The 22,506-nt window shown below is 29.6% G+C and carries 18 protein-coding genes and 1 pseudogene; 13 read left to right on the top strand and 6 right to left on the bottom strand.

Annotation, left to right across the window (positions count from 1 at the left end; all coding sequences use genetic code 11):
- Positions 1–7: 7 nt before the first annotated feature.
- The 5 genes and pseudogenes from ITB9_RS10260 to ITB9_RS10240 all read left to right on the top strand — a co-directional run bounded on the left by ITB9_RS10260 (position 8) and on the right by ITB9_RS10240 (position 5,143).
- Entirely contained in the window at positions 8–2,020 is a 2,013-nt protein-coding gene (locus tag ITB9_RS10260; protein ID WP_054852149.1) for a fumarate reductase/succinate dehydrogenase flavoprotein subunit, read from the top strand.
- An 11-nt stretch (positions 2,021–2,031) separates the two neighbouring features.
- Positions 2,032–2,778 (top strand): succinate dehydrogenase/fumarate reductase iron-sulfur subunit, encoded by a 747-nt coding sequence (locus ITB9_RS10255; protein ID WP_054852148.1) that lies wholly within the window; start codon positions 2,032–2,034, stop codon positions 2,776–2,778.
- Positions 2,779–2,866: 88 nt separating this feature from the next.
- Positions 2,867–3,484, top strand: a complete 618-nt coding sequence (locus tag ITB9_RS10250; protein WP_054852147.1) for a TMEM175 family protein — start codon at positions 2,867–2,869, stop codon at positions 3,482–3,484.
- A 194-nt stretch (positions 3,485–3,678) separates the two neighbouring features.
- Positions 3,679–4,098, top strand: a pseudogene (locus ITB9_RS15480) (succinate dehydrogenase/fumarate reductase iron-sulfur subunit); the annotation flags it as partial.
- A 112-nt stretch (positions 4,099–4,210) separates the two neighbouring features.
- Complete coding sequence (locus ITB9_RS10240; RefSeq protein ID WP_082396162.1) at positions 4,211–5,143, top strand: M20/M25/M40 family metallo-hydrolase; 933 nt, start codon at positions 4,211–4,213, stop codon at positions 5,141–5,143.
- A gap of 46 nt (positions 5,144–5,189) precedes the next feature.
- On the opposite strand, the gene ITB9_RS10235 is transcribed toward ITB9_RS10240, so the two are convergent.
- Both ITB9_RS10235 and ITB9_RS10230 read right to left on the bottom strand, forming a co-directional pair.
- Entirely contained in the window at positions 5,190–6,395 is a 1,206-nt protein-coding gene (locus ITB9_RS10235) for a vanadium-dependent haloperoxidase (RefSeq protein WP_317193483.1), read from the bottom strand.
- A 140-nt stretch (positions 6,396–6,535) separates the two neighbouring features.
- Positions 6,536–9,790 carry a CRTAC1 family protein gene (locus tag ITB9_RS10230; RefSeq protein ID WP_054852145.1) on the bottom strand — a complete coding sequence of 1,085 codons (3,255 nt, stop codon included), beginning with the start codon at positions 9,788–9,790 and terminating at the stop codon, positions 6,536–6,538.
- A 133-nt stretch (positions 9,791–9,923) separates the two neighbouring features.
- Between ITB9_RS10230 and ITB9_RS10225 the strand changes: the two genes are divergently transcribed.
- The gene (locus ITB9_RS10225) at positions 9,924–11,618 is read left to right on the top strand and encodes a DNA mismatch repair protein MutS (RefSeq protein ID WP_261975612.1); all 1,695 of its coding nucleotides are present in this window, start codon (positions 9,924–9,926) and stop codon (positions 11,616–11,618) included.
- Here ITB9_RS10225 and ITB9_RS10220 read toward each other — a convergent pair.
- Together ITB9_RS10220 and ITB9_RS10215 are read right to left on the bottom strand one after the other, a co-directional pair.
- A complete protein-coding gene (locus ITB9_RS10220; RefSeq protein ID WP_054852143.1) occupies positions 11,615–12,250 on the bottom strand; it encodes a hypothetical protein in 636 nt (211 codons plus the stop codon). The two genes, ITB9_RS10225 and ITB9_RS10220, sit on opposite strands and share 4 nt — an antisense overlap.
- A gap of 319 nt (positions 12,251–12,569) precedes the next feature.
- A complete protein-coding gene (locus tag ITB9_RS10215) occupies positions 12,570–13,463 on the bottom strand; it encodes a thioredoxin family protein (protein WP_028290232.1) in 894 nt (297 codons plus the stop codon).
- Between the two features lie 185 nt (positions 13,464–13,648).
- Here ITB9_RS10215 and ITB9_RS10210 point away from each other — a divergent pair, with 185 nt between their 5' ends.
- Genes ITB9_RS10210 through ITB9_RS10195 form a run of 4 tightly spaced genes read left to right on the top strand, consistent with a single transcriptional unit; the run spans position 13,649 to position 16,746 of the window.
- Complete coding sequence (locus ITB9_RS10210; RefSeq protein ID WP_028290231.1) at positions 13,649–14,620, top strand: sensor histidine kinase; 972 nt, start codon at positions 13,649–13,651, stop codon at positions 14,618–14,620.
- The gene (locus tag ITB9_RS10205; RefSeq protein WP_028290230.1) at positions 14,617–15,303 is read left to right on the top strand and encodes a LytTR family DNA-binding domain-containing protein; all 687 of its coding nucleotides are present in this window, start codon (positions 14,617–14,619) and stop codon (positions 15,301–15,303) included. Before ITB9_RS10210 ends, ITB9_RS10205 begins: the two co-directional genes overlap by 4 nt.
- 57 nt (positions 15,304–15,360) lie before the next feature.
- Positions 15,361–15,963: a hypothetical protein gene (locus ITB9_RS15630; RefSeq protein WP_054852142.1), complete on the top strand. Its 603-nt coding sequence runs from the start codon at positions 15,361–15,363 to the stop codon at positions 15,961–15,963.
- Positions 15,964–15,966: 3 nt separating this feature from the next.
- Positions 15,967–16,746, top strand: coding sequence for a nitrilase family protein (locus ITB9_RS10195; protein ID WP_054852141.1), 780 nt, complete (start codon positions 15,967–15,969; stop codon positions 16,744–16,746).
- Here the strand turns inward: ITB9_RS10195 and ITB9_RS10190 are convergent.
- Entirely contained in the window at positions 16,733–18,346 is a 1,614-nt protein-coding gene (locus ITB9_RS10190; protein WP_054852140.1) for an Ig-like domain-containing protein, read from the bottom strand. The genes ITB9_RS10195 and ITB9_RS10190 overlap by 14 nt on opposite strands.
- A 57-nt stretch (positions 18,347–18,403) precedes the next feature.
- Positions 18,404–19,090: a ComF family protein gene (locus ITB9_RS10185; protein ID WP_028608193.1), complete on the bottom strand. Its 687-nt coding sequence runs from the start codon at positions 19,088–19,090 to the stop codon at positions 18,404–18,406.
- A gap of 174 nt (positions 19,091–19,264) precedes the next feature.
- Between ITB9_RS10185 and ITB9_RS10180 the strand changes: the two genes are divergently transcribed.
- The 3 genes from ITB9_RS10180 to ITB9_RS10170 all read left to right on the top strand — a co-directional run bounded on the left by ITB9_RS10180 (position 19,265) and on the right by ITB9_RS10170 (position 22,473).
- Positions 19,265–20,212, top strand: coding sequence for a hypothetical protein (locus ITB9_RS10180; protein ID WP_187294264.1), 948 nt, complete (start codon positions 19,265–19,267; stop codon positions 20,210–20,212).
- Positions 20,213–20,325: 113 nt separating this feature from the next.
- Complete coding sequence (locus tag ITB9_RS10175) at positions 20,326–20,883, top strand: class I SAM-dependent methyltransferase (RefSeq protein WP_028290225.1); 558 nt, start codon at positions 20,326–20,328, stop codon at positions 20,881–20,883.
- A 48-nt stretch (positions 20,884–20,931) separates the two neighbouring features.
- Positions 20,932–22,473: a glycine--tRNA ligase gene (locus ITB9_RS10170; protein ID WP_054852138.1), complete on the top strand. Its 1,542-nt coding sequence runs from the start codon at positions 20,932–20,934 to the stop codon at positions 22,471–22,473.
- The last annotated feature ends 33 nt before the right edge of the window (positions 22,474–22,506 follow it).

The raw sequence follows: 22,506 nt of genomic DNA, 5'->3' as shown, positions 1-22,506 counted from the left end.
AGATATTATGGCATTAGATTCTAAAATACCTCAAGGTCCAATTGCAGACAAATGGACTAATTATAAAAATCATATCGACTTAGTTAATCCAGCAAATAAACGTAACATAGATGTTATTGTTGTTGGTACAGGATTAGCAGGTGGATCAGCAGCAGCTACTTTAGCAGAGCTTGGATATAACGTAAAAGCATTTTGCTTTCAAGATTCTCCAAGACGTGCGCATTCAATTGCAGCACAAGGAGGTATTAACGCAGCAAAAAACTATCAAGGTGATGGTGACTCAACTTATAGATTGTTTTATGATACTGTAAAAGGTGGAGATTACCGTTCTCGTGAAGCAAACGTTTATCGTTTAGCTGAGGTTTCAACAAATATTATTGACCAATGTGTTGCTCAAGGTGTACCTTTTGCACGTGAGTATGGTGGATTACTAGATAACCGTTCGTTTGGTGGAGTACTAGTATCACGTACGTTTTACGCAGCTGGACAAACAGGACAACAATTATTATTAGGAGCATATTCTGCTATGAACCGTCAAATCGGTCGTGGTAAAATCAAAATGTACAACCGTCACGAAATGTTAGACGTTGTTAAGGTTGATGGAAAAGCTCGTGGAATTATAACACGTAATTTAATTACTGGAGAAATCGAAAGACACTCAGCTCACGCTGTGGTTTTAGGTACTGGTGGTTATGGTAACGTGTTCTTCTTGTCAACAAACGCGATGGGAAGTAATGTAACAGCAGCTTGGAAAGCGCACAAACGTGGTGCTTATTTTGCTAATCCATGTTACACACAAATTCACCCAACATGTATTCCTGTTTCTGGAGATCATCAGTCTAAATTAACTTTGATGTCTGAGTCTTTACGTAACGATGGACGTATTTGGGTACCAAAACACATCAAAGATGTTGAGGCTATTAAAGCAGGAACATTAAAACCAAAAGATTTAGCAGAAGACGATAGAGATTATTACTTAGAGCGTCGTTATCCAGCTTTCGGAAACTTAGTGCCTCGTGATGTTGCCTCTCGTGCAGCAAAAGAGCGTTGTGATGCAGGTTATGGTGTTAATGCAACAGGTGAAGCTGTATTCTTAGATTTTGCTTCGGCAATTCAACGTTACGGTAAAGAAGCTGCACACGTTAAAGGATTAAATGAAAATGATACTGCTCTTGTGACTAAATTAGGACAAGAAATTATCAAAAATAAATACGGAAACTTATTCCAAATGTATGAGAAGATCGTAGATCAAGATCCATACAACACACCAATGATGATTTATCCAGCAGTTCACTATACAATGGGAGGAATTTGGGTAGATTATAACTTAATGACTAGTGTACCTGGTTTATATGCTATTGGAGAAGCAAACTTCTCTGATCATGGTGCAAACAGACTTGGTGCTTCAGCATTAATGCAAGGTTTAGCAGATGGTTATTTTGTCTTACCGTATACAATTGGTGACTATTTATCTGATGATATTCGTACTGGTCCAATTTCAACTGAAACAAAAGAATTTGAAGAGGCTGAAAAAGAAGTTCGTGAAAGAATTGAGTTTTTTGTAAATAACGAAGGGTCCCATTCTGTTGATTATTTCCATAAGAAATTAGGGAAAATCATGTGGAACAAAGTTGGTATGTCTAGAAATGTTCAAGGTTTAACTGAAGCTATTTCTGAAATTAAAGCTTTAAGAGAAGAGTTTTGGAAAGACGTTAGAGTACCAGGAACTAACGAAGAGTTTAACGAAGAACTTGCAAAAGCAGGTCGTGTAGCTGACTTCCTTGAATTAGGAGAGTTATTTGCTAAAGATGCACTAAACAGAGAAGAATCTTGTGGTGGGCACTTTAGAGAAGACTCTGTAGAGTTAGATGGAGAACAAAAAGGAGAAGCATTACGTGATGATGAAAATTACGCATACGTCGCCGCTTGGGAATATAAAGGAGAACCTAGTGATGCTGTTTTACATAAAGAGCAACTAGAGTTTAATGATATTGAATTAAAACAAAGAAGTTATAAATAAGGGGAGCTATGATGAATTTAACACTTAAAATTTGGCGTCAAAAAAACGCAAGTGATAAAGGGAAAATGGTTGATTATCCAATCAGTAACATATCTCCAGATATGTCTTTTCTTGAAATGTTAGACGTTTTAAATAACGAATTAATTGAAAAAGGAGAAGAACCTGTTTCATTTGACCATGATTGTCGTGAAGGTATCTGTGGTTCTTGCTCATTATATATTAATGGTGAAGCTCACGGTCCAGATCGTTTAATAACTACGTGTCAATTACACATGCGTACCTTTAAAGACGGTGAAACTATAACTATTGAACCATGGAGAGCAACTGCTTTTCCTGTTATTAAAGATTTAGTTGTAGATAGAACTGCTTTTGATCGTATACAACATGCAGGAGGATTTATTTCTGTAAATACGTCTGGAAACACTATTGATGCAAATGCTATACCAGTTAACAAACAAGATGCAGATGATGCTTTTTCAGCAGCTACTTGTATTGGTTGTGGAGCATGTGTTGCGTCTTGTAAAAACTCTTCAGCAATGCTATTTGTTGGAGCTAAGGTGTCTCAATTTGCTTTATTGCCACAAGGACAAGTAGAAGCAACAGATCGTGTATTAAACATGGTTAAGCAAATGGATGAAGAAGGTTTTGGTAACTGTACAAATACAGGTGCATGTGAAGTTGAGTGTCCTAAAGGAATTTCTTTAGAAAACATTGCTCGTATGAATACTGAATTCTTAAAAGCATCTTTAAAAGGATAATATTCATATCTCTTATACAATAGAAAAATGCTCAAAAGAAAATTTTGAGCATTTTTTATTTTTTCAATTTCTTAAATCAACTACAACTATGAATCACCTTATTTTTGATAAAAAACGTGTAATCAGTTTTAGTGATGCTATTTTCTCTATAGCTATTACTCTATTAGTTTTAGAAATAAGTATTCCTTCTTATAAATTGATAGAACAACATGGTACTTGGGTAGTTTTACAAAGTAAAATACCTAGCTTTATTGGTTTGGTTGTAAGTTTTTTTGTTATTGCTTTATATTGGGTTACTCATATGAGAATTACCAAATATGTATCAACAGTAAATAATAAACTATTATGGCTCAATATATTTCTTCTTTTGTTTATTGTTTTACTTCCTTTTTCTACTGCTTTTTATGTTGGTAGTTTTAATTTAACTGGACCGTTTATCTTTTATTGTTTTAATCTATCTTCTATAGCTCTTATTAATTATTTAATGATTAAGTATATCATAAAAAAAGAAAATGGTCAAACGGGTTTAAAAAATACTATAGGTAAATGGGAAAAAGCAAGAGCTATGAATAGCTTTTGGGTTTGGATTTTTTCAGGAATAATGGCTTTTATATTCCCTACTACATCTAGATATCTTTTTTTGCTAATATTTCTAATTAATCCATTAATTAATCGTGTTTATATAAAAAAAGGCCTAGATATTTAGTCTTAAGTAACAGTTTTTTAATTATGATAAAATTAACTTGACAGTTTATAACATTATAATGAGCTGTATAAAACACAAAAAAATCTATTTAAATCAAATTAATTGATGGTTAAATTACTTGTCTGTATAGATTTTTTTTAGAAGGTATGAGCATAATTACTACGAAAAACCCTTTAAATAAAAAATAATCTACAGTAAAAGATTTAATTGTTGATAGAAGTGCTTTTGATCGTGTACAACATGCAGGTGGATTTATATCTGTAAACACATCTGGAAACACTATTGATGCAAATGCAACTCCAGTAAATAAAGCTGATGCTGATAAAGCTTTTGAAGCAACAACTTGTATTGGTTGTGGTGCTTGTGTAGCAACTTGTAAAAACTCTTCAGCAATGTTATTTGATGGAGCTAGTGTATCTCAATTTGCTTTATTACCACAAGGTAAATTAGAAGCTACAGATCGTGTTTTAAACATGGTAAAACAAATGGATGAAGAAGGTTTTGTTAATTGTACTAATACTACAGCTTGTGAGGTTGAATGATCTAAAGGAATTTCTTTAAAGAACATTACACGTGTGAATCGTGAGTACCTTGGCGCAAGCCTAAAAGGATAAGCCTATACTGTATAGCAGTAAATTAAATATTTAAAAACCCATGCAACATAGCTTGGGTTTTTTAGTTACATTTATATTAAATTCAAAGATTATGAGACTCTTTTATATTCTAATGTCAGTACTTTTAGTAAGTTGTAAAACAGATACATCTACTAATAAAATATTTAAAAATACAACGCCTTTAGATATCGTTAAAGACTCTATTACTGGTTATTTCTTTAATACAGAAATACTTTTAGAAGACGTCAAAAACTTATCTTCTGATACTTTTGAAGGAAGAAGAACAGGGACCAAAGGTGCAGCCTTAGCAAAAAATTACGTCATTGATCACTTCACGTCACTAGGCGTAAAACCATTAAATAACACTTTTGAGCAGTCCTTTAGTTTTTCTGATAAAAAAATATATAATGCTGTTAATATTTTAGGTGTCATAAATGGACGAGAAAAAACCGACAAATACATTGTTATATCAGCACATTATGATCATGAAGGTATTAAAAATGGTAAAATTTATAATGGAGCAGATGATGATGCTTCTGGTGTTAGTGCTTTATTTGCTTTTGCGGAATATTTTGCTAAAAATCCACCTAAACATAACGTTATCTTTGCAGCTTTTGATGCTGAAGAATTAGGTTTAAAAGGGGCTTATCATTTTGTTGAAAACAACATTTTAACAAAACGACGCAATATAGTATTAAACTTAAATATGGATATGATTAGCCGAAGTGAAAAACAACAGCTATTTGCTGTAGGAACTAGTCATTACCCAATTTTAAAACCTACAATTGCTAATTTTAAAGATATTGGAGTAGTGGATTTGTTAATTGATCATGAAGGATTAACAAAAGCTGATGATTGGTCTTTTGCAAGTGATCATGCTGCGTTTCATAAAGCAAAAATCCCTTTTGTGTATTTTGGAGTTGCTGATCATGAAGATTATCATGAGCCAACAGATGATTTTGAAAATATTGATCAACAGTTTTATAAAGATGCAGTTCAAACTATAATTTCTATATTTACTCAATTTGATAATTTAGATTTATAATTATAACTTCTCAAACATCTATGTGAATGTTTTGCAAATAATTTGATTATTTGTTTTTAAATGTAACAGAATTATTTATGTAATGTCCAATTTTTTTACCCTGTTCAAGGCCTAATTTTACAGCAGACATATAGTGAATACCTCCGTAAAACCTGCTTAATGCTGCTTCATTTGCAGCGTCTCTAAATGATGAAAATGTTCTAACTCCTAATCCATAAGGTAATTCTGTAGTATCATCAAACTTAAAATTATCACCAAAAATTTTGGTTAATATTTCAGAGGCTGCACCAGAAACTACAGAGTGACCACTGGTATATTCTGGAAAGGGTGGTGTCTGCAATAATGGTAACCAATTATCGTCTATATAATTATTAATTAAAGTTTCTGGTCGAACTAAATTGCTTCTATATTTTTCATCCCAGCAACTTATAAAAGCATCGTTAATAGCTATAGCTGTTTTCGTGTAAGCATAAATGGTTTTTTCAAAACTGCTATTAGACTCTTTACAAGCTATTTTACATATTCCTATCCAGTGTGCACCTGGTGTTATTTTTTTTTCAGCAAACATAAAATGTCCTTTATTAACAGAAACGTAGGGATTACAATCCCAAAATTTGGCAATATTCAATTTTTCAGAGGTGTTACCTTCTTTTATAATTTTATTTCCAATATTATAAACACCTATTAACTCTTTATAAAAATCACTAGATTTTTCAAAAGATGGTGTTGGTGGCTTTTCAGGCTTAAACTGATCAGCAGATTTCATAATTAATGGTCTGATTTTATTCCAGTGTGGTTCTATTCCAGGCATAAAAGCCGGTGGAGTTGGGACCCAACTAAAAGGGTCTTTTGTTAACACGTTGTGAATAGGCATATTTCTTGTTTCGATGTATTTATCATCATTCATCCATAGTTTTACGTGATTAGCTACTTCTTTTCCAAACATTTTAGCCTCATTAAATTCATCTTTATTAATGTTAATCCAATTGCTATACAAGCTGTCTTTGTAAGTTATAAGCTTTTGTTTGGAAAAAACTAACTCTTCACTTACTTCCATGTAAGCAATTAATGCTGCTAATTTTTTATTTAAAGTGTTGTTTAACTTTATTTTTGGAAGTGTTTTGAATTCGTTTAATTGCTTAGATAAGGTTTTATAACTTTTATTGTTGTAGCTTAAAACCTCATAAGCTGCTATATTAGGATATACATAAATTCTGCTTGCAACAGGAGGTGAAAATACATCGTGTATCATTATTTTAGTAAGTTGATCCACTGTATTATGTATATGATTTGTTGTTATGTTTATTGATGCTTTTTTTTCTTTACATGAAATAAAAATCAAATTTAACAAAATGATAACTCTAATATGTTTGCGCATAATAATGAAAATATTTATCTAAATGTGTATGTTTTAATAGCTTCATTATTAGTAAGAACAAAAAATAAATTTTTGTTTTTCATTTTAATGACACCGGTTTGTTTTACTTGACCGTTAAATGCATCTACACCATAATTTGATAATTGATTTATTTGATTATCTGTTTCTAAAAACATGCCTTTTAATGCTAAATAGGCGCCATGATATGTCCCTGTTTTGTTAGAATTACCACTTACAACTAATCCCTTTTTATTATTTATTGTTATTTCTGCAAACGAATTTATTGGAGCTAATTGTAATTGATAATTAAACTCAATAAATGTATTGAAATTACCATTATTATTTTGAATATAACCTGATGATAAAGTTTCAACTTTATAAATTTTTCCTTTTTTCAAAGATTCATATGTTAAAACATCTTCTATCGGTTTAGATGAAAAATCTTTATAGTTTATAAATCTTTTACTTATAATATTCATTTGTGAGGCTAATTCGTCTTTCGAGTTTACTGGATAATAATTATTGTCTTTTTTGTAGGCTAAAACAGTTTCTTTAGTACCATTTGAGTCAAAATCTGAATAGTAAAGTTTTAATGGTGCATCAGATGAGACTTCATTAAAGCGGGTATTTTCACCCCAGTTACCAAGTAATATATCTAAATCCCCATCATCATCAATGTCAAAAGTAGTTATAGATTGCCAAAGTCCATTTAAATGGTTTGGAATGTCTAAGGGTTTTAAATTTCCTTTGTTATTGATATATATTTTTGGAGAATCCCATTCTGAAGCGATAAGTAGATCTTTAATACCATCGTTATTTATATCGCTCCAAGTTGCAGCAGTAGCTTTAATATTTAGGTTGAATTCTTTATCTTTTGAAAAATTACCTTTACCATCATTTATTAAAATATAAGCGGTTGGTTTGTCACCATAACTATTGGGATTAGATAAATTACCTATAAATAAGTCTTGATCTCCATCTTGGTCGTAATCGTAAGCGACTACACTGGAAGTGTTATTAAAGTTATTTGGTATTGTGTTGTTAGATTTTTCAAAACTGTTATTATTGTTAATATATAGACGATCGTTTTCAAAATTCTTTCTTCTGAGTAATTCTATACCAGAACCAACGTATAAGTCTAAATCGGAGTCTCCGTCCGCGTCAAAGAAGGTGGCTACATTATCTTCATACAGTAAATCTTGTTCGATATGAGTAATTTTTTTTTCTTTAAAACTAAAACCATTATTTAAAAAAAGCTTTGCTTTTTTACCAGAAGCATTACCTATAAAAAAATCTTCAAACCCATTGTTGTCTATGTCGGCAATAGCAACAGCTGGTCCCTGAATCGAAACCCTATTTGGTATTAATCTTTCATGAAAGAAATCATCGTAATTATCTTCTGAATGAACAAAATCAAGGATGTTTTCTCTTTTAAAAAAGTTTTTTTCTTTTTTGTTAATGTAAGAATATGGTGTTGTATCAATTTTGTAGTCAACAGTTAGATTGGTGTTTATAGAAACATCATTAATTTTTTGTACTTTGTTATTTGGCCAAATAATGTGTAAAGAGTCAATTACATTTTTTTCTAATCCAAAATGTAACTTCCCTTCTCCAGCAGATAAAAAACCTCTAGTTTTATATAATTGTTTGAACTGTTTTATGCCATTAGAATATACAATTGCTTTGGTTCCTAATCCCTCTTTATTTGATGGTTTGTAATTAAACTTTATTGATAAATAGTTATTGCTATTATCAGTAGTGTTTTTGAGAATAGTAGCTTTTTCGTTCAAATTGTTTGTTACAATATCTAAATCTCCATCTAAATCTAAGTCTAAGTATATAGCTCCATTTGAGAAAGATGGTTTGTCTTCAATCCATTTTCCAGTTTTATCTTCAAAAGACTGGCTATTGCCTTTAAAAATTCTATTTGAAGAAGCTCCGCTGGGCATCTTGTCCAAAGATTTATATAGCCATTTTAAGCTATTATCACTACCATATTGCTTAAAAGTACTAGAAACGTATTTTCTAAAGTCTAGATTGTTTGGGCGCCTTAATATACCATTACTAATAAACAAATCTTGAAACCCATCATTGTCAAAATCAGCAAAAAGGGGACCCCAACTCCAGTCCGTATCTTCTATGTGATTATATGATGCTGTTTCTATAAAGTAAGATCCATTATTATTAATTTGAAGCATATTTCTTGATATTTGATCCTTATAACCAAGTTTTTTAAGCTGTTTTTGCATATTGTACATAGCATCATCCCCTTCAGTTTGTTTTATTATAGATTCTTTTTCTGGTAACATATCTAATGTGATAATGTCTAAGAATCCGTCTCCATTAATATCAGCAGAATCACTTCCCATAGAAAATCTACTAATTGTAGAAAATGCTTCGGACATTTTTTCTGTAAAAGTACCATCTTGATTATTTAAGTAATAATAATCATCTTCATGAAAATCATTACAGACATAAATGTCATCCCAACCGTCATTATTAAAATCACCAATAGAAGCACTCAACCCATAGCCATTTGGACCACCAAAAATATTAGAAGTTTCACTTACGTCTGTAAATTTTCCATTTGTGTTTTTTAATAATACATCACCTACTAAACCTACTCTTTTTTTTCTATGTGATGCGGGTCCATAAGATAGGTTTGTATGTACAGCGTGATTTACAATATATACGTCTAAATCATCATCCTTATCATAATCAAAAAAATATGATTGAGTAGAATAACCTTTAAAATCTAAACCATAATCTTTAGCTTTTTCTGTAAATGTTCCGTTTCCATTATTAATAAAAAGCTCATTACGTCCTTCGAAATCTAGTATTCCAGATACAGAGCACAAATAAATATCCATAAATCCATCATTATTAATGTCTACCATTGTAGCTCCTGTATTCCAGTCAGAAAGTGATTCGATATTTGCTTTTTTAGTAATGTCTTCAAACTTAAAATTTCCTTTATTAAGGTATAATTTATTCTCACCCTGATTGGATACAAAATACAAATCGGTTAATCCATCATTATTTATATCTCCTGCACAAAGCCCATTTCCATTATAAAAGTAGATGTAATTAATAATACTGTGGTTAGCATCTTCTTTTAATTGATTTGTGAATTTAACACCTGTATTTTCTGGAGACAGTACTTTAAAAAGGTGTTTTTTGGGTGATATATTTTCTTTTATTTGTTTATTGCAACTGAAAATTAAAAAAATTAAAAATAGTATTTTATGAAATATGCACTTATTTAACATTATTATTGCTTATAGTTTATTTAACAAATATATAACATTATTTATTTTTTCATAATTTATGGTAAAATCAAGTGAATTTTATAAAGTTAATATTGAAAGTTTAGCTGGTCAAGTTACTGTGCTTCACAAAAAAATGATTAGACTAAGCGTCTCTAGGTTAGTTGTGTTTTTTTTAACCTTTTTATTAATGTATTATACATTTAAAGACTGGTTATATTTTACTTTAGTTATAATTTGTGGTGTAACTATTTTTGGATTTATAGTTGCTAACTATACTAAGATTAAAAGATCGTATAAATTAACTGAAGAATTACTTAAGATTAATGAAACCGAATTAAAAATTAATTCTGGAGAGTTTCATGACAGACCACAAGGTTTAAAGTATCAAGATCCATTGCATAATTATGCTTTAGATATTGATTTATTTGGTAAAGGCAGTTTTTTTCAATTTATAAATCGTACTGCGACACAAGAAGGTTCTGATAGTTTAGCTAATAATTTAAAAGCTAATAATGTCATGGCTATTAACGGAAGGCAAAATGCTATAAAAGAATTAGCCTCTAAAGCAGATTGGAGACAGAATTTTCAAGCTAATGCTAGTTTAATACAAGTAGATACTAAAGCAAAAACTATACTTGAGTTTTTAAAATCTCACCAAAGTATATTGCCAAAATTTTTTAAGTTGTTACCCTTAGTAATTTCAGTATTATCAATTTTAATTGTGGGTTTATCTGTTGCAAAAATTATTCCTGCAGCAATCATTGGTTATTGGTTGTTTGTTGGTTTGTCTATTACAGGTCGTTTTGTAAAAAAAGTAAATGTGTTAAGTACAAACACAGATAAGATGAGAGATATCTTTCGTCAATACGCTTCACTTTTAAATGCAATTGAAAATGAAACATTCACATCCAAATTATTAATTGACAAACAGGCTAAAATTCAATTAAAAAATAAAAAGGCCTCACAAATTATTAAAGAGCTTTCAAAAGCAATGGATGCTTTGGATAACAGAAATAATTTAATTTCTGCAATTTTTGGGAATGGCTATTTCTTAACAGATTTAAAACACACTTACACCATCGAAAGATGGCTAGAAAACTATAAAGATAAAGTTGAAGATTGGTTTGAAGTAGTTACTTTTTTTGATGCTTATAACAGTTTAGGTAACTATGCGTTTAACAATCAAGATTATGTTTATCCACAAATTGTTGATAATAATACTGAGACAAGTGTCTTGCAGTTAGGGCATCCATTGCTTAAAAGTAACAAACGGATTGATAATGATTTTAAAATTCAAGATCGACAATTTTTTATTATAACAGGAGCAAATATGGCTGGTAAAAGTACCTTTTTGCGTACTGTTTCTTTACATATTGTAATGGCTAATATTGGTTTGCCTGTTTGTGCAAAAAAATCTATTTACAATCCTGTTAAATTAATTACAAGCATGCGTACTAGCGATAGTTTAACAGATGATAGTAGTTATTTCTTTTCAGAATTAACACGCTTAAAATATATTGTAGATGCGATTAAGCAGGATGATTACTTTATTATTTTAGATGAAATCCTTAAAGGAACAAATAGTAAAGACAAAGCTATTGGGTCACGTAAGTTTGTAGAAAAATTAGTGGCTAGCCATGCAACAGGTATTATTGCAACACACGATTTAAGTCTTTGTGAAATTGAAGCACAATTAGAAGAGGTTAAAAACTATTATTTTGATGCTCAAATTATTAATGACGAATTGTATTTTGATTACACCTTTAAAAAAGGAATTTGTCAAAACATGAATGCTAGTTTCTTATTGAAGAAGATGGAGATTGTTTAATTTGTAGGAATTACCAAAGCCTCATTAAATATCCATTTTTTAATCAAATCATCGTTTGTTGTAATTTCAGCAAAAACATATAAATTAGATCTAAAACATGGTGAGGTTTCAGCCAATTCAATTACTACTTTATTATCGCAGTAACTAGAGTGCAAAAAGTAAATGTCTTTGTCCTTTATTAATACATAACCAACGTGATTGTCTAAACCAACAAAGTAAATGCCATCTGTATAAACAACGTTTAGTTTTTCTTTTAACTGAGAAAATGTTTTGTTAGAAAATATTTTAAGCTTCTTTTTAGGCTGTAAAGCTATTGCTTCATGCAGTCCAGCTTGTTGTGCCATTTTATATCGATTTAGGTTAAAATTTAAGTGTTTTAGAGTGGTAGAGACAAAATAACCACAAGCTATTAATCCATCATTTGGTACGCTTGTGTGACCATTAAAATCCCACGAGGTACCATACCAATGTGGTATTATATCATTTATTAATTTATAATATAAGTAATTAGAAGCACTATCAATAGCTTTGTTTTTATTGTTAGCATACAAGGTTTTAAAATAGGTTTTAGTGCTTTTTATTTTTGATATTATAGTCTTGTAATCATCTTTAGCCTTAAAATTAATATTCATCTTTACGCTATCAATGCCAGTGTAATAGTCTTCAGTTTTTTTACTTTGTAATTTAGTGTCTTCAGTAGTAATTAATGAGATACTTTCGGTTTTAGGTTTCTTACAACTTATAAAAATTAGAAATAATAATATTAAATGACTGTAATTTTTGATAGTTTAAAGGTGTTGGTTAGCAATGTTATAACTTTAAAATAGCATTGTTTATTGTAAATAAATAACCTCACAAACTTAATAATTTGTGAGGTGTGAAGTATGGCGAGTTTTAAAGCTATTTAATTGTTTTTTTTAAGATGTGAATAATTTACTTGTTACAATAGACTTATAATTGTTTGGTTTTAATTTTAGCTAGCATTTCAATTGCATTTTTATCATCTGGTTTCAAACTTAAAACCTTATTATAATTTATTTTGGCTTCTTCATAATTACTTGTCAGGTAAAATGCTTCACCTAAACTATCATAAACATTTGGGTTGTATGGAAACATTTTTGTGTTTAAATCAAAAATATATAAAGCTTTAGTATATTGTTTATCTTTTAAATGCCAATAACCTAAAGTGTTTAGCTCTTTGCTTCCTTCTGAGTACTCTGGAAAATAACTCAAAAATTGATTTTCTAACGTCATCAAATCTTCTATTGGTGTTGTGTTTAGATTATTAAAAGTGATATTAGCAACATAATATTTAGGCAAGTAACGTTTATTGCTTATTATATTATTAATGTCATTTTCAAAAGTTTCAATAGGATGTTCTACAATTCTATTAATTTCTTTTCCGTCTTTGTAAAAAATAATAGTTGGTACACGATGGATGTTATAACCTTTTTCTTCTCCATTTGGTCCTTTTTTATAGCTGTCTTTTGTGTTATCTAATGCAAAGACCTCTAATTGTTCCATGTTAAATTCTGCAGACTCTAATACTTTGTAAAAACGCGGAATTTCCTTTTTGCTATCTCCACACCAAGTGCCTAAAAACACTTTAATAGTATAATCATTTAACTTTGTTTTAAAAGTTTGTACTAATTTGTCATTGACTATGTAATTGTCATAATTACTATTAAACCATGTTTTGTAACCTTCTTTTTGGAGTCCCTTTTTATTAATTTTACCTAATAATTTAGGTTGTCCTTTAGCGTCTAATACTTCATGGTTTAAATTTTGAGCATTTAAAATTAAAGAACAAAAAAGAAAGAGTGTTGTAGTTAAAATAGATTTCATAATATTGATTTTAAGATTGTTTAGAGTTAAAATTATATTGATAATTTCAAGAGTTCTAATTTTTTTAACCAACAACCATTTTAAAAGTATAAACAGCAAAAAAAAGTTGTTTGTATAGCTTTTAAGGGCTTTTATACTTTGTTTTTTGATGGTTTTAGCTTTTTGGTTTATTTTGATGATTAATTATGATAGACCTTAAAAAACATACATCACAAATACTGGTTCACATTCTTGGTTGGATGGTATTTATCTTTGTGTCATTATATATCTTTTCTAGATATTATTGGGCCGAAAACCCGTTTTTACAATATTTGTCCATTTTAGGAGTCATTGTATATACAAACCATTTTATATTATTACCATATTTTGTAAAACGAAAATGGTACGCCTTTTATGGATTGCTATTTATAGCAATTTCGTTTTTTGCAACACAATTATATTGCAATGCTTTTGCACAATGTGGTTGTTCTATAATGAAATGTTTAAGCGACTACCTTTGGCAAACGTTGGTTCCGTTAATTTTTTTCTCATTTATATGGATGTTATTTCGTTTTTTAGACGAAAAAAATCAAAAAGAAATTTTAGAGAAACAGCATGTTGAAATGGAATTGAAGTTTTTGAAATCTCAAATCAACCCTCATGTTTTGTTTAATAATTTAAATACAATTTATTCGTATTCAATTGAAAAACCAGACCAAACACCAGAGCTAATTTTGATGTTATCAGACAATCTAAAACATGTGTTGTATGAAAGTAATTCTGAATATGTAGATTTAGAAAAAGAGCTACAGTTTTTAGATAACTATATTAAATTTCAGAAAATTAGAACCGAAGGTGTAAAGCAAATAAAATATCATACAACTATTGAAAATATAAACAGTAAAATTGCTCCTTTATTGTTAATTACCATTATTGAAAATGCTTTTAAACATAGTGTAGTTAATAGTAATATTGATGTAAGTATTACCGAAACAGATAAACAATTAATTTGCGTTTGTACTAATGCTTTTAAAAGTAAATTATCAAATCAAAATCAAGCTAAAATAGGATTAAACAATCTTAAAAAAAGACTGTTGCTATTATACCCAAATAAACATCAACTGTCAATAACAAGCACACAGCAATTTGTTGTTACTTTAAAATTAGATTTATCATGACTTGTATAATTATTGAAGATGAAATACCTGCACAAAATTTACTAAAAAAATATATAAGTAAATTACCAGATATAAACTTAATAGCTGCATTTCAAACAGCTACACAAGCTCATGATTTTTTTAAAAAACAGACTACAGATCTAGTCTTTTTAGATATTAATTTACCTGATATTTCTGGTTTAGATTTTATTAAAACCATTAAAAGTCCACCAGCTATAATAATGACTACAGCTTATTCTGAATATGCTGTTAGTAGTTTTGAACTAGATACTATTGTAGATTACTTGGTTAAACCTTACAGTTTTGATCGCTTTTTAAAAGCTATTCAAAAAGCAGCAATCAGAAGTAGTAGCTTTAATACTCAAGAACAGGAGGATTTAATGTTTTTAAATGTAGATAAAACGCTTCATAAAATTGTTTTTGAAGATGTTTTATATCTAGAATCCGATCGTAATTATATTACTGTAATAACAAAAACACAAAAATTATCTTATATAGATTCACTTAAAAACTGGATACAAAAATTACCAGAACAAGATTTTATTCAAATTCATAAATCATTCATTATCAATACTAAATATGTTGATAAAATTTCTGGAAACGAAGTGTTTATAAACACACAACGCTTACCAATTGGTCGTACATTTAAACCAGAATTACTTAAAAAATTAAGAATTGTTTAATTTGGACTAATCTTTGAGTAATTATAAATGTATATTTAATTTTAAATAAATTTTTAGATGAAATCAAAACAAATCTTATTCTCGTTAGCATTTTTAATTGCAGCTAGCGTTACCATTGCTCAAGAAGTCAATCATGATAACCAAGTTTATGTTGTCAAAAACAAAAAAATAACCTTAAATGGTGAAGATGTTTCAAATACTTTTACAGAAGCTCAAACTACACAAATTTTAGATTTAGCTAAGGTTAAAAATAACGAAATTAAAGCAGTTAAATTTGCAGAAAAAGAAGCTAAGCGAAAAGAGAAACAAGCCGAAAAAGAAATCAAGCAAAAAGAAAAGCAAGCTAAAGCTGAAGCTAAAGAGCTTAAGGCACAAGAAAAAGAGAGAAAAGCAGCCGCAAAGGAACGTAAAAAGGCGGAAAAAGCTAGGGAAAAGGCAGAAAAGGAGCAGAAAAAAGCTGAAAAAGCAATAGCTAAAAAAGAAAGTGCGAAAAAGGCTTTAGAAAAAGCAAATGACAAGTTTGAAAAAGAGACTAAAAAATTTAAGAAACTTGATTCTAAAGGTAAATTGTCTCCAAATGATAAAATTAAGTGGGAAAGTAAGTTAGAAAAATTACAGGAAAAAATTAATAAAGCAGAACAACGTTTAAATAAATTATAAACTGTGGAAGGCCTTTTAAATGTAGCAATATTACAGTCTGATTTGGTATGGCACAATCCTGAACAAAACAGACTAAATTTTGAAAGTAAAATTAAAAGTTTAACCAATAATGTGGATTTCATTGTATTACCAGAAATGTTTACTTCTGGTTTTACAATGTCTGCTGCTACTGTTGCAGAAACTATGGATGGAGCAACCATACAATGGATGCTAAATTTAGCAAAAAGTAAGCAAGCAGCAATTGTAGGTAGTTTGGTTATAACCCAAAACGATAAGTTTTATAATAGATTAGTTTTTGTACATCCTGATCAAACTCTAGAGTATTATGATAAACGACATACTTTTACCTTAGCAGGAGAGGACAAAGTATATACTGAAGGACAGCAACAATTAATTGTAAATTATAAAGGTTTTAAAATAAAACCGTTGGTTTGTTATGACTTACGCTTTCCTGTTTGGGCTAGATTACAAGACGATTATGATGTCTTGTTATATGTTGCCAATTGGCCTGAAAAACGCATAAAGGCATGGGATACTTTGTTACAAGCAAGAGCTATTGAAAATATGAGTTATTGTATTGGTGTTAATAGAGTGGGTTTAGATGCAAATAATTATAACTATCCAGGACATTCAGCAGCTTATACAGCGTTAGGTGATTTACTAACTAATTTACCAAACAATAAAGAAGGAGTGCAACAAATAGTGTTAACTAAATCACATATTACTGTGACCAGAGATAAGCTAAAATTTTTAGATGATAAAGATACTTTTAGTCTAAAGTAAAATCAACAATAACTTCCCATCCTGATCTAATTTCTGCTACTTTTTTACTGTAGCTAACACGTTCTGCTTGTCTGTTTTGTAAAAAGCTACCAGGATCAAAAACGCCATTTTTATTACTATCAAAAATGACTCTTAAATAGTATTCGCCTGGTTTAAGAAAGAAAAAATCTAAAGGTCGTGCTTCGGTCGTATATTGTTCATACTTTACTTCTCCTTTTTTATCTACAAACTGAACTATTAATGGGTATTCAGCATTTTTAATAATCACTCTAGCACTACCTAAACTTGCTTCTTTTTCAGTTCTTAATGTGTAATTTAAAGTATCATTAGTCGCTTCAAAAAAATCAGTTATGGTATTTGGTAATAACTGTACTTTATAACCATGATCTTGTGTTTTTTCAAACTGTAACTCTACAGTGTTTTGTAAGGTGTCAAGCTTACTAGTAAAAGCAATGTTTACAGAGTCTTTGTCAATAATCTTAATTTGTTTTTCATCAAATTTAGTAATTGGTATATTGGACCATAATTTTAATGGCTCATACATACCAATAGTGCTAGTTGGACTTGACTTTACTAGTAATGAATCTTTTTTATTGTCCTTAATTCTAACAGTAAAAGTGTCTATGATTTTACGATTTGTTACCTTAAATACTAACGAGTCTACTTCTAGTTTAGGTTTGTAATAGTAGTTTAAACTATCGGTTTCCTGATCTTTAATATATTTATATTCAAAGTCTTCAGGGACATTGGATAGTATATCAATTTTCATTTTTTTGTAATCCTTCCCTTGAAAACCAAATGCTATTTTTTCACCAGAAATTAGCCTAGCATTTTCAGCTTTATAGTCTAAATTTTCTTTAAACAGTTTTAATTTGTAAAAAGGGGTTGCGTCATTTGATACAGTAATAAAATCTTCATAAAATCCAATTTTATCACTTTTTTGTTCAAAAGTAATATTACTATTATTATCTTTTATTGCAACCAACTTGTATTTTCCAGCTTTTAAGTTTTCTAATTTGAAATTAGTGGTACTGTCCAGTGTGTTGGTTATATATTTTGGGTTTTCTTTATAAACAATGCTGTCTGTGTAGGTTGTGTCAGCTTCATATAAATTAACAGATATAAACGGATCTGTTTCTCTTTCTAAAGCATCCATTACACTTCCTTTAACTGATAGAGAATCTATGTAATCTCCTGTTGAGAATACATATCTATAATAAGGATATGGATTTCCTTCATTATTATCTACAATACTATTTCCAAAATTTATAGCAAATGTTGTGTTTGGAGGTAGTGTATCAAAAATCTTGATTTTTATATACTTACTTGCAGTACCTAGAGGTGTGATTTCTGGTTTGGTTTTCATTGGAGGAGATATAACAAGTTGTTTTGTTAAATCTTTAGTTTTAACATATTCGTTAAAATATATCCTGATTTCATTGCTTTTAAAATTTTTAGAAAAGTTTGGTGGCGTAGAGTATTCAATCTCAGGAGGAGTAATATCCTTCTCGCCTCCAGAAATGGTTCCTCTGTTAGCACAATTAATAAATGTAAGTGCTAAAACACTATAAAAACAAAAATTTAAAAGACGATTTTGCATATAATTTTTAATGAAGTTACAAATTAACAACATATTTATGTTTTAACGAAAAATGCTTTAAGCTATTGCCATAGTTGCAATACTAATTTTAATGTTTTCGGCTTTATTTAATTCTATAATACAGGCTTCTAAAGTGTTTCCTGTGGTAATTACATCGTCAACTAAAAGAATATGTTTGTTTTGTAATAGTTGTGGTTTGGTAATAGCAAAAGCTTCGTTGTTTAATTGCCAACGTTCTAATCTGCTTTTTGTAGCTTGAGATTGATTGCTATTTGTTATCTTAATTAATAATTGGTCGTTAAATTCAGCTTTTAAAGCTTTAGCAATATTTTGACCAAATTTAGTAACTTGATTATAGCCTCTTTTTTTTAGTTTTTTAGGATGTAATGGTACTGGTATTACTAAATCAATATTGTTTTTGTAAAGCTGGTTTGATTTTAATTCTTCCCCAAGCCAAAGCCCAAAAAAATTACTGACCTCTTCATTTTTACCATATTTTAATTGATGTAATAATTGCTGTACGATACCTTTTTTTTCAAATCTTAGTAACGCAGTAGCAGCTTCTATTTTTGCACGACCATAAAACACCTTTTTAACAAAAGGATTGTTATCCAAATGAAAATTTGTTGTTGGTAAACGATGTCTACAGTCTACACATATGAAATGTTCGTTGTCTGATAATTGGTTTTTGCAGGCTGAACAGACCTGAGGGAAAAATAAATCCAATAAAGCATTCTTATTCATAAAATACTATTTTTTAGATTTAATAATTGTTAAATCTGTGTAAAATTTATGTAAATTAACCTGTTTATTTGCATTAAATATTGTTTTGACAGTGTTTTTATTCAAGTTATCGAAAAAATATTAGTTATACAGATATTAAAAATATTTTTGCTTTGTTAAATTTTCCCAAATTGATTGAACGCCTATTTAATGGGTGTTTTAGTAACTAACAGATATATGATAATTTTCCCTCATACCTACCATTATAGGTTAATCATTGGTTCGCTATTTGTCGCCTTCATTGCATTAGGTGTTTATAGTTACGTAAGTGTCTCTAAGTTAGATGAATATAATAGTTATATCTCTCAAGAAAAAAAACTGCTAGAAAACGAATTATCAGAAATGATAATACGTTATGAAAATATTAGAACCGAAGACGAAATTTTAAAAGAAAGATTAACCCAATCTAAGGTCAGAATCATTCGTATATTAGACTCGGTTAAAGCTGTTGCTCCAAGTGCATCGTTATTATCTTACTATAGAGCAGAAATTAAAGATTTACAGGATGAAAAAGATGAGGTTTTAGACTTGTTAGCCAAATCTCAAGAAGAAAATAAACGCTTACAATTAGCCGCATTAGAAGCTAAATTAAATTTTCAATCTATAAAAAACACAACCAAAAATTTAAAAGTAAAAAATAAAGATTTAGCAGTAGTTAATACAGCGTTGTCAAACAAAATTGATAATGCTAGCTTTTTAGAAATAGAACAATTAGAGGCTCAGGCTGTAAAGCGAATTACAAAAAAACGAATTGTTAGTACTGAAAAATATAAAAAAGCAAATAAACTACATGTTGCATTTACAGTATCTAAAAACAAATTTGTAGATGAAGGAGATAAATATTTATACCTGCAAATATTAAGTCCTAGTAATAATATAGTTGCAGATGAAGGTTCTGTTAATTTTGGTAAAGAGTCTTTAATATACACAAAAAAAATAAAAGTAGCCTATAATAAAGAAGACGTTGAAGTTGAAACTATAGTTACCACAGACAAAGACCAACCCTTTACTAAAGGTATTTATTTTGTTAATGTATTTAATGATAACAAAAGGTTAGGTAGCACTTCTATAACATTAAAATAAAGTTAAAAAACGATTCTGTTTTAACAAAACAATTTTAAAGGGTATAATTTTACTAGTAAGCGATTAAATAATTATCTTATATTCGTTAAAAATTTTACTAAACCACTCTTTTTTTGAACAAAATCAATTTTTTAAAAGAATCAATCAAAAGTTTAAAAACTTCAGGAACATTATTTCCTAGTTCAAGATTTTTAGCTTCAAAATTGCTTAGTGCAATTGATTTTGAAAACGCAAAGCTAATAGTAGAGTTTGGTCCAGGTAATGGTATTATAACCAAACAGATTTTACAGCGCTTAAATCCTAACGCAAAACTAATCACATTTGAAATTAATGATAAGTTTTATAACGCGTTATTAAAAATTGATGATCCAAGGCTTATTGTTACTAATCAATCTGCAGATCAAGTCATGGATGTAATCAAGCAATATGGTTTTGATAATACAGATTACATAGTGTCTAGCTTACCATTAACCAATATACCTAAGCCAATAACCAATTCTATTTTAAACAGTGCCTATGCTTGTTTAAAACCACAAGGTTATTTCTTCCAGTTTCAATATAGCTTAACATATTACAATACTTTAAAGCAAATATTTAATGGTAAAGTCCATTTAGGTTTTGAGGCTTTAAACCTTCCGCCAGCTTTTGTTTACACTTGTCAAAAAGACTAATCATTTTTTGGTTGTACACTTTTATTTATCGTTTATCTTTGTACTATTATGGCAAACAACGACGATCAATTTAAAAAAGTAATCTCTCATGCAAAAGAGTATGGTTACGTATTCCAAAGTAGTGAAATCTACGATGGACTAAGTGCAGTATATGATTATGCTCAAAATGGAGCAGAGTTAAAGAAAAACATACGCGACTATTGGTGGAAAGCAATGGTGCAAATGAATGATAACATTGTTGGTATTGATGCAGCAATATTTATGCATCCAACCACATGGAAAGCATCAGGTCACGTAGATGCTTTTAGCGATCCTTTAATAGATAATAAAGATTCTAAAAAAAGGTACAGAGCAGATGTTTTAGTCGAAGATTATTGTGCTAAAATTGAAACTAAAATTGAAAAGGAAGTTAAAAAAGCTGAAAAACGTTTTGGCGAAGCTTTTAATAAAGAAGAATTTTTAGCAACAAATGGTCGTGTTTTAGGTTATCAAGAAAAAATTGATACTATTTTAAAACGATTAGGAAAATCTCTTGAAGCTGAAGATTTAGCAGATGTTAAAGCATTAATTGAAGAGTTAGAAATAGCTTGTCCTTTATCAGGAAGCAGAAACTGGACAGATGTTAAGCAATTTAACCTAATGTTTGGTACAAAATTAGGTGCATCTGCCGAAACAGCAATGGACTTGTATTTACGTCCAGAGACAGCTCAAGGTATATTTGTTAACTTTTTAAATGTTCAAAAAACAGGACGAATGAAAATCCCGTTTGGTATAGCACAAACAGGAAAAGCCTTTAGAAATGAGATTGTTGCAAGACAATTTATTTTTAGAATGCGTGAGTTTGAGCAAATGGAAATGCAATTTTTTATTAAACCAGGCACACAAAAAGAATGGTTTGATTACTGGAAAGAAACAAGACTAAAATGGCATAAATCACTTGGTTTAGGAGAAGAAAACTACCGTTTTCATGATCATGAAAAATTAGCACATTACGCTGATGCAGCAACTGATATCGAGTTTAAATTCCCGTTTGGTTTTAAAGAGTTAGAAGGTATTCACTCGCGTACAGATTTTGATTTAAAACAACACGAGGAGTTTTCTGGTAAAAAACTACAGTATTTTGATCACGAAGAAAAAGCAAGCTATACACCATACGTCTTAGAAACCTCAATTGGTTTGGATCGTATGTTTTTAGCTGTGTTTTCAAAAGCTTTAGTTGAAGAAGAATTAGAAAACAATACCACAAGAACAGTACTTAAATTACCAGCGGTTTTAGCACCTGTAAAAGCAGCTATTTTTCCTTTAGTAAAAAAGGATGGATTGCCAGAAGTAGCTAAACAAATTGTTGAAGATTTAAAATGGGATTTTAATGTGTTTTATGACGAGAAAGATGCGGTAGGTAAACGTTATAGACGTCAGGATGCAAACGGAACACCGTTTTGTATTACTGTTGATCATGATACTTTAGAAGACAACACAGTTACCATTCGTCACAGAGATACAATGGATCAAAAACGTGTTAAAATTGAAGAACTTCGTGATATTATCAAAAAAGAAGTAGACGTTAAAGAGTGGTTAATGAAAATGTAATTAACGCTTTAAATATTTTATATAAAACGCTCA

This window comes from Olleya sp. ITB9, from assembly GCF_001315805.1.
In the GTDB taxonomy this organism is placed as follows: Bacteria; Bacteroidota; Bacteroidia; order Flavobacteriales; family Flavobacteriaceae; genus Olleya; species Olleya sediminilitoris.
This window is presented reverse-complemented; position numbering and strand designations above follow the sequence as displayed.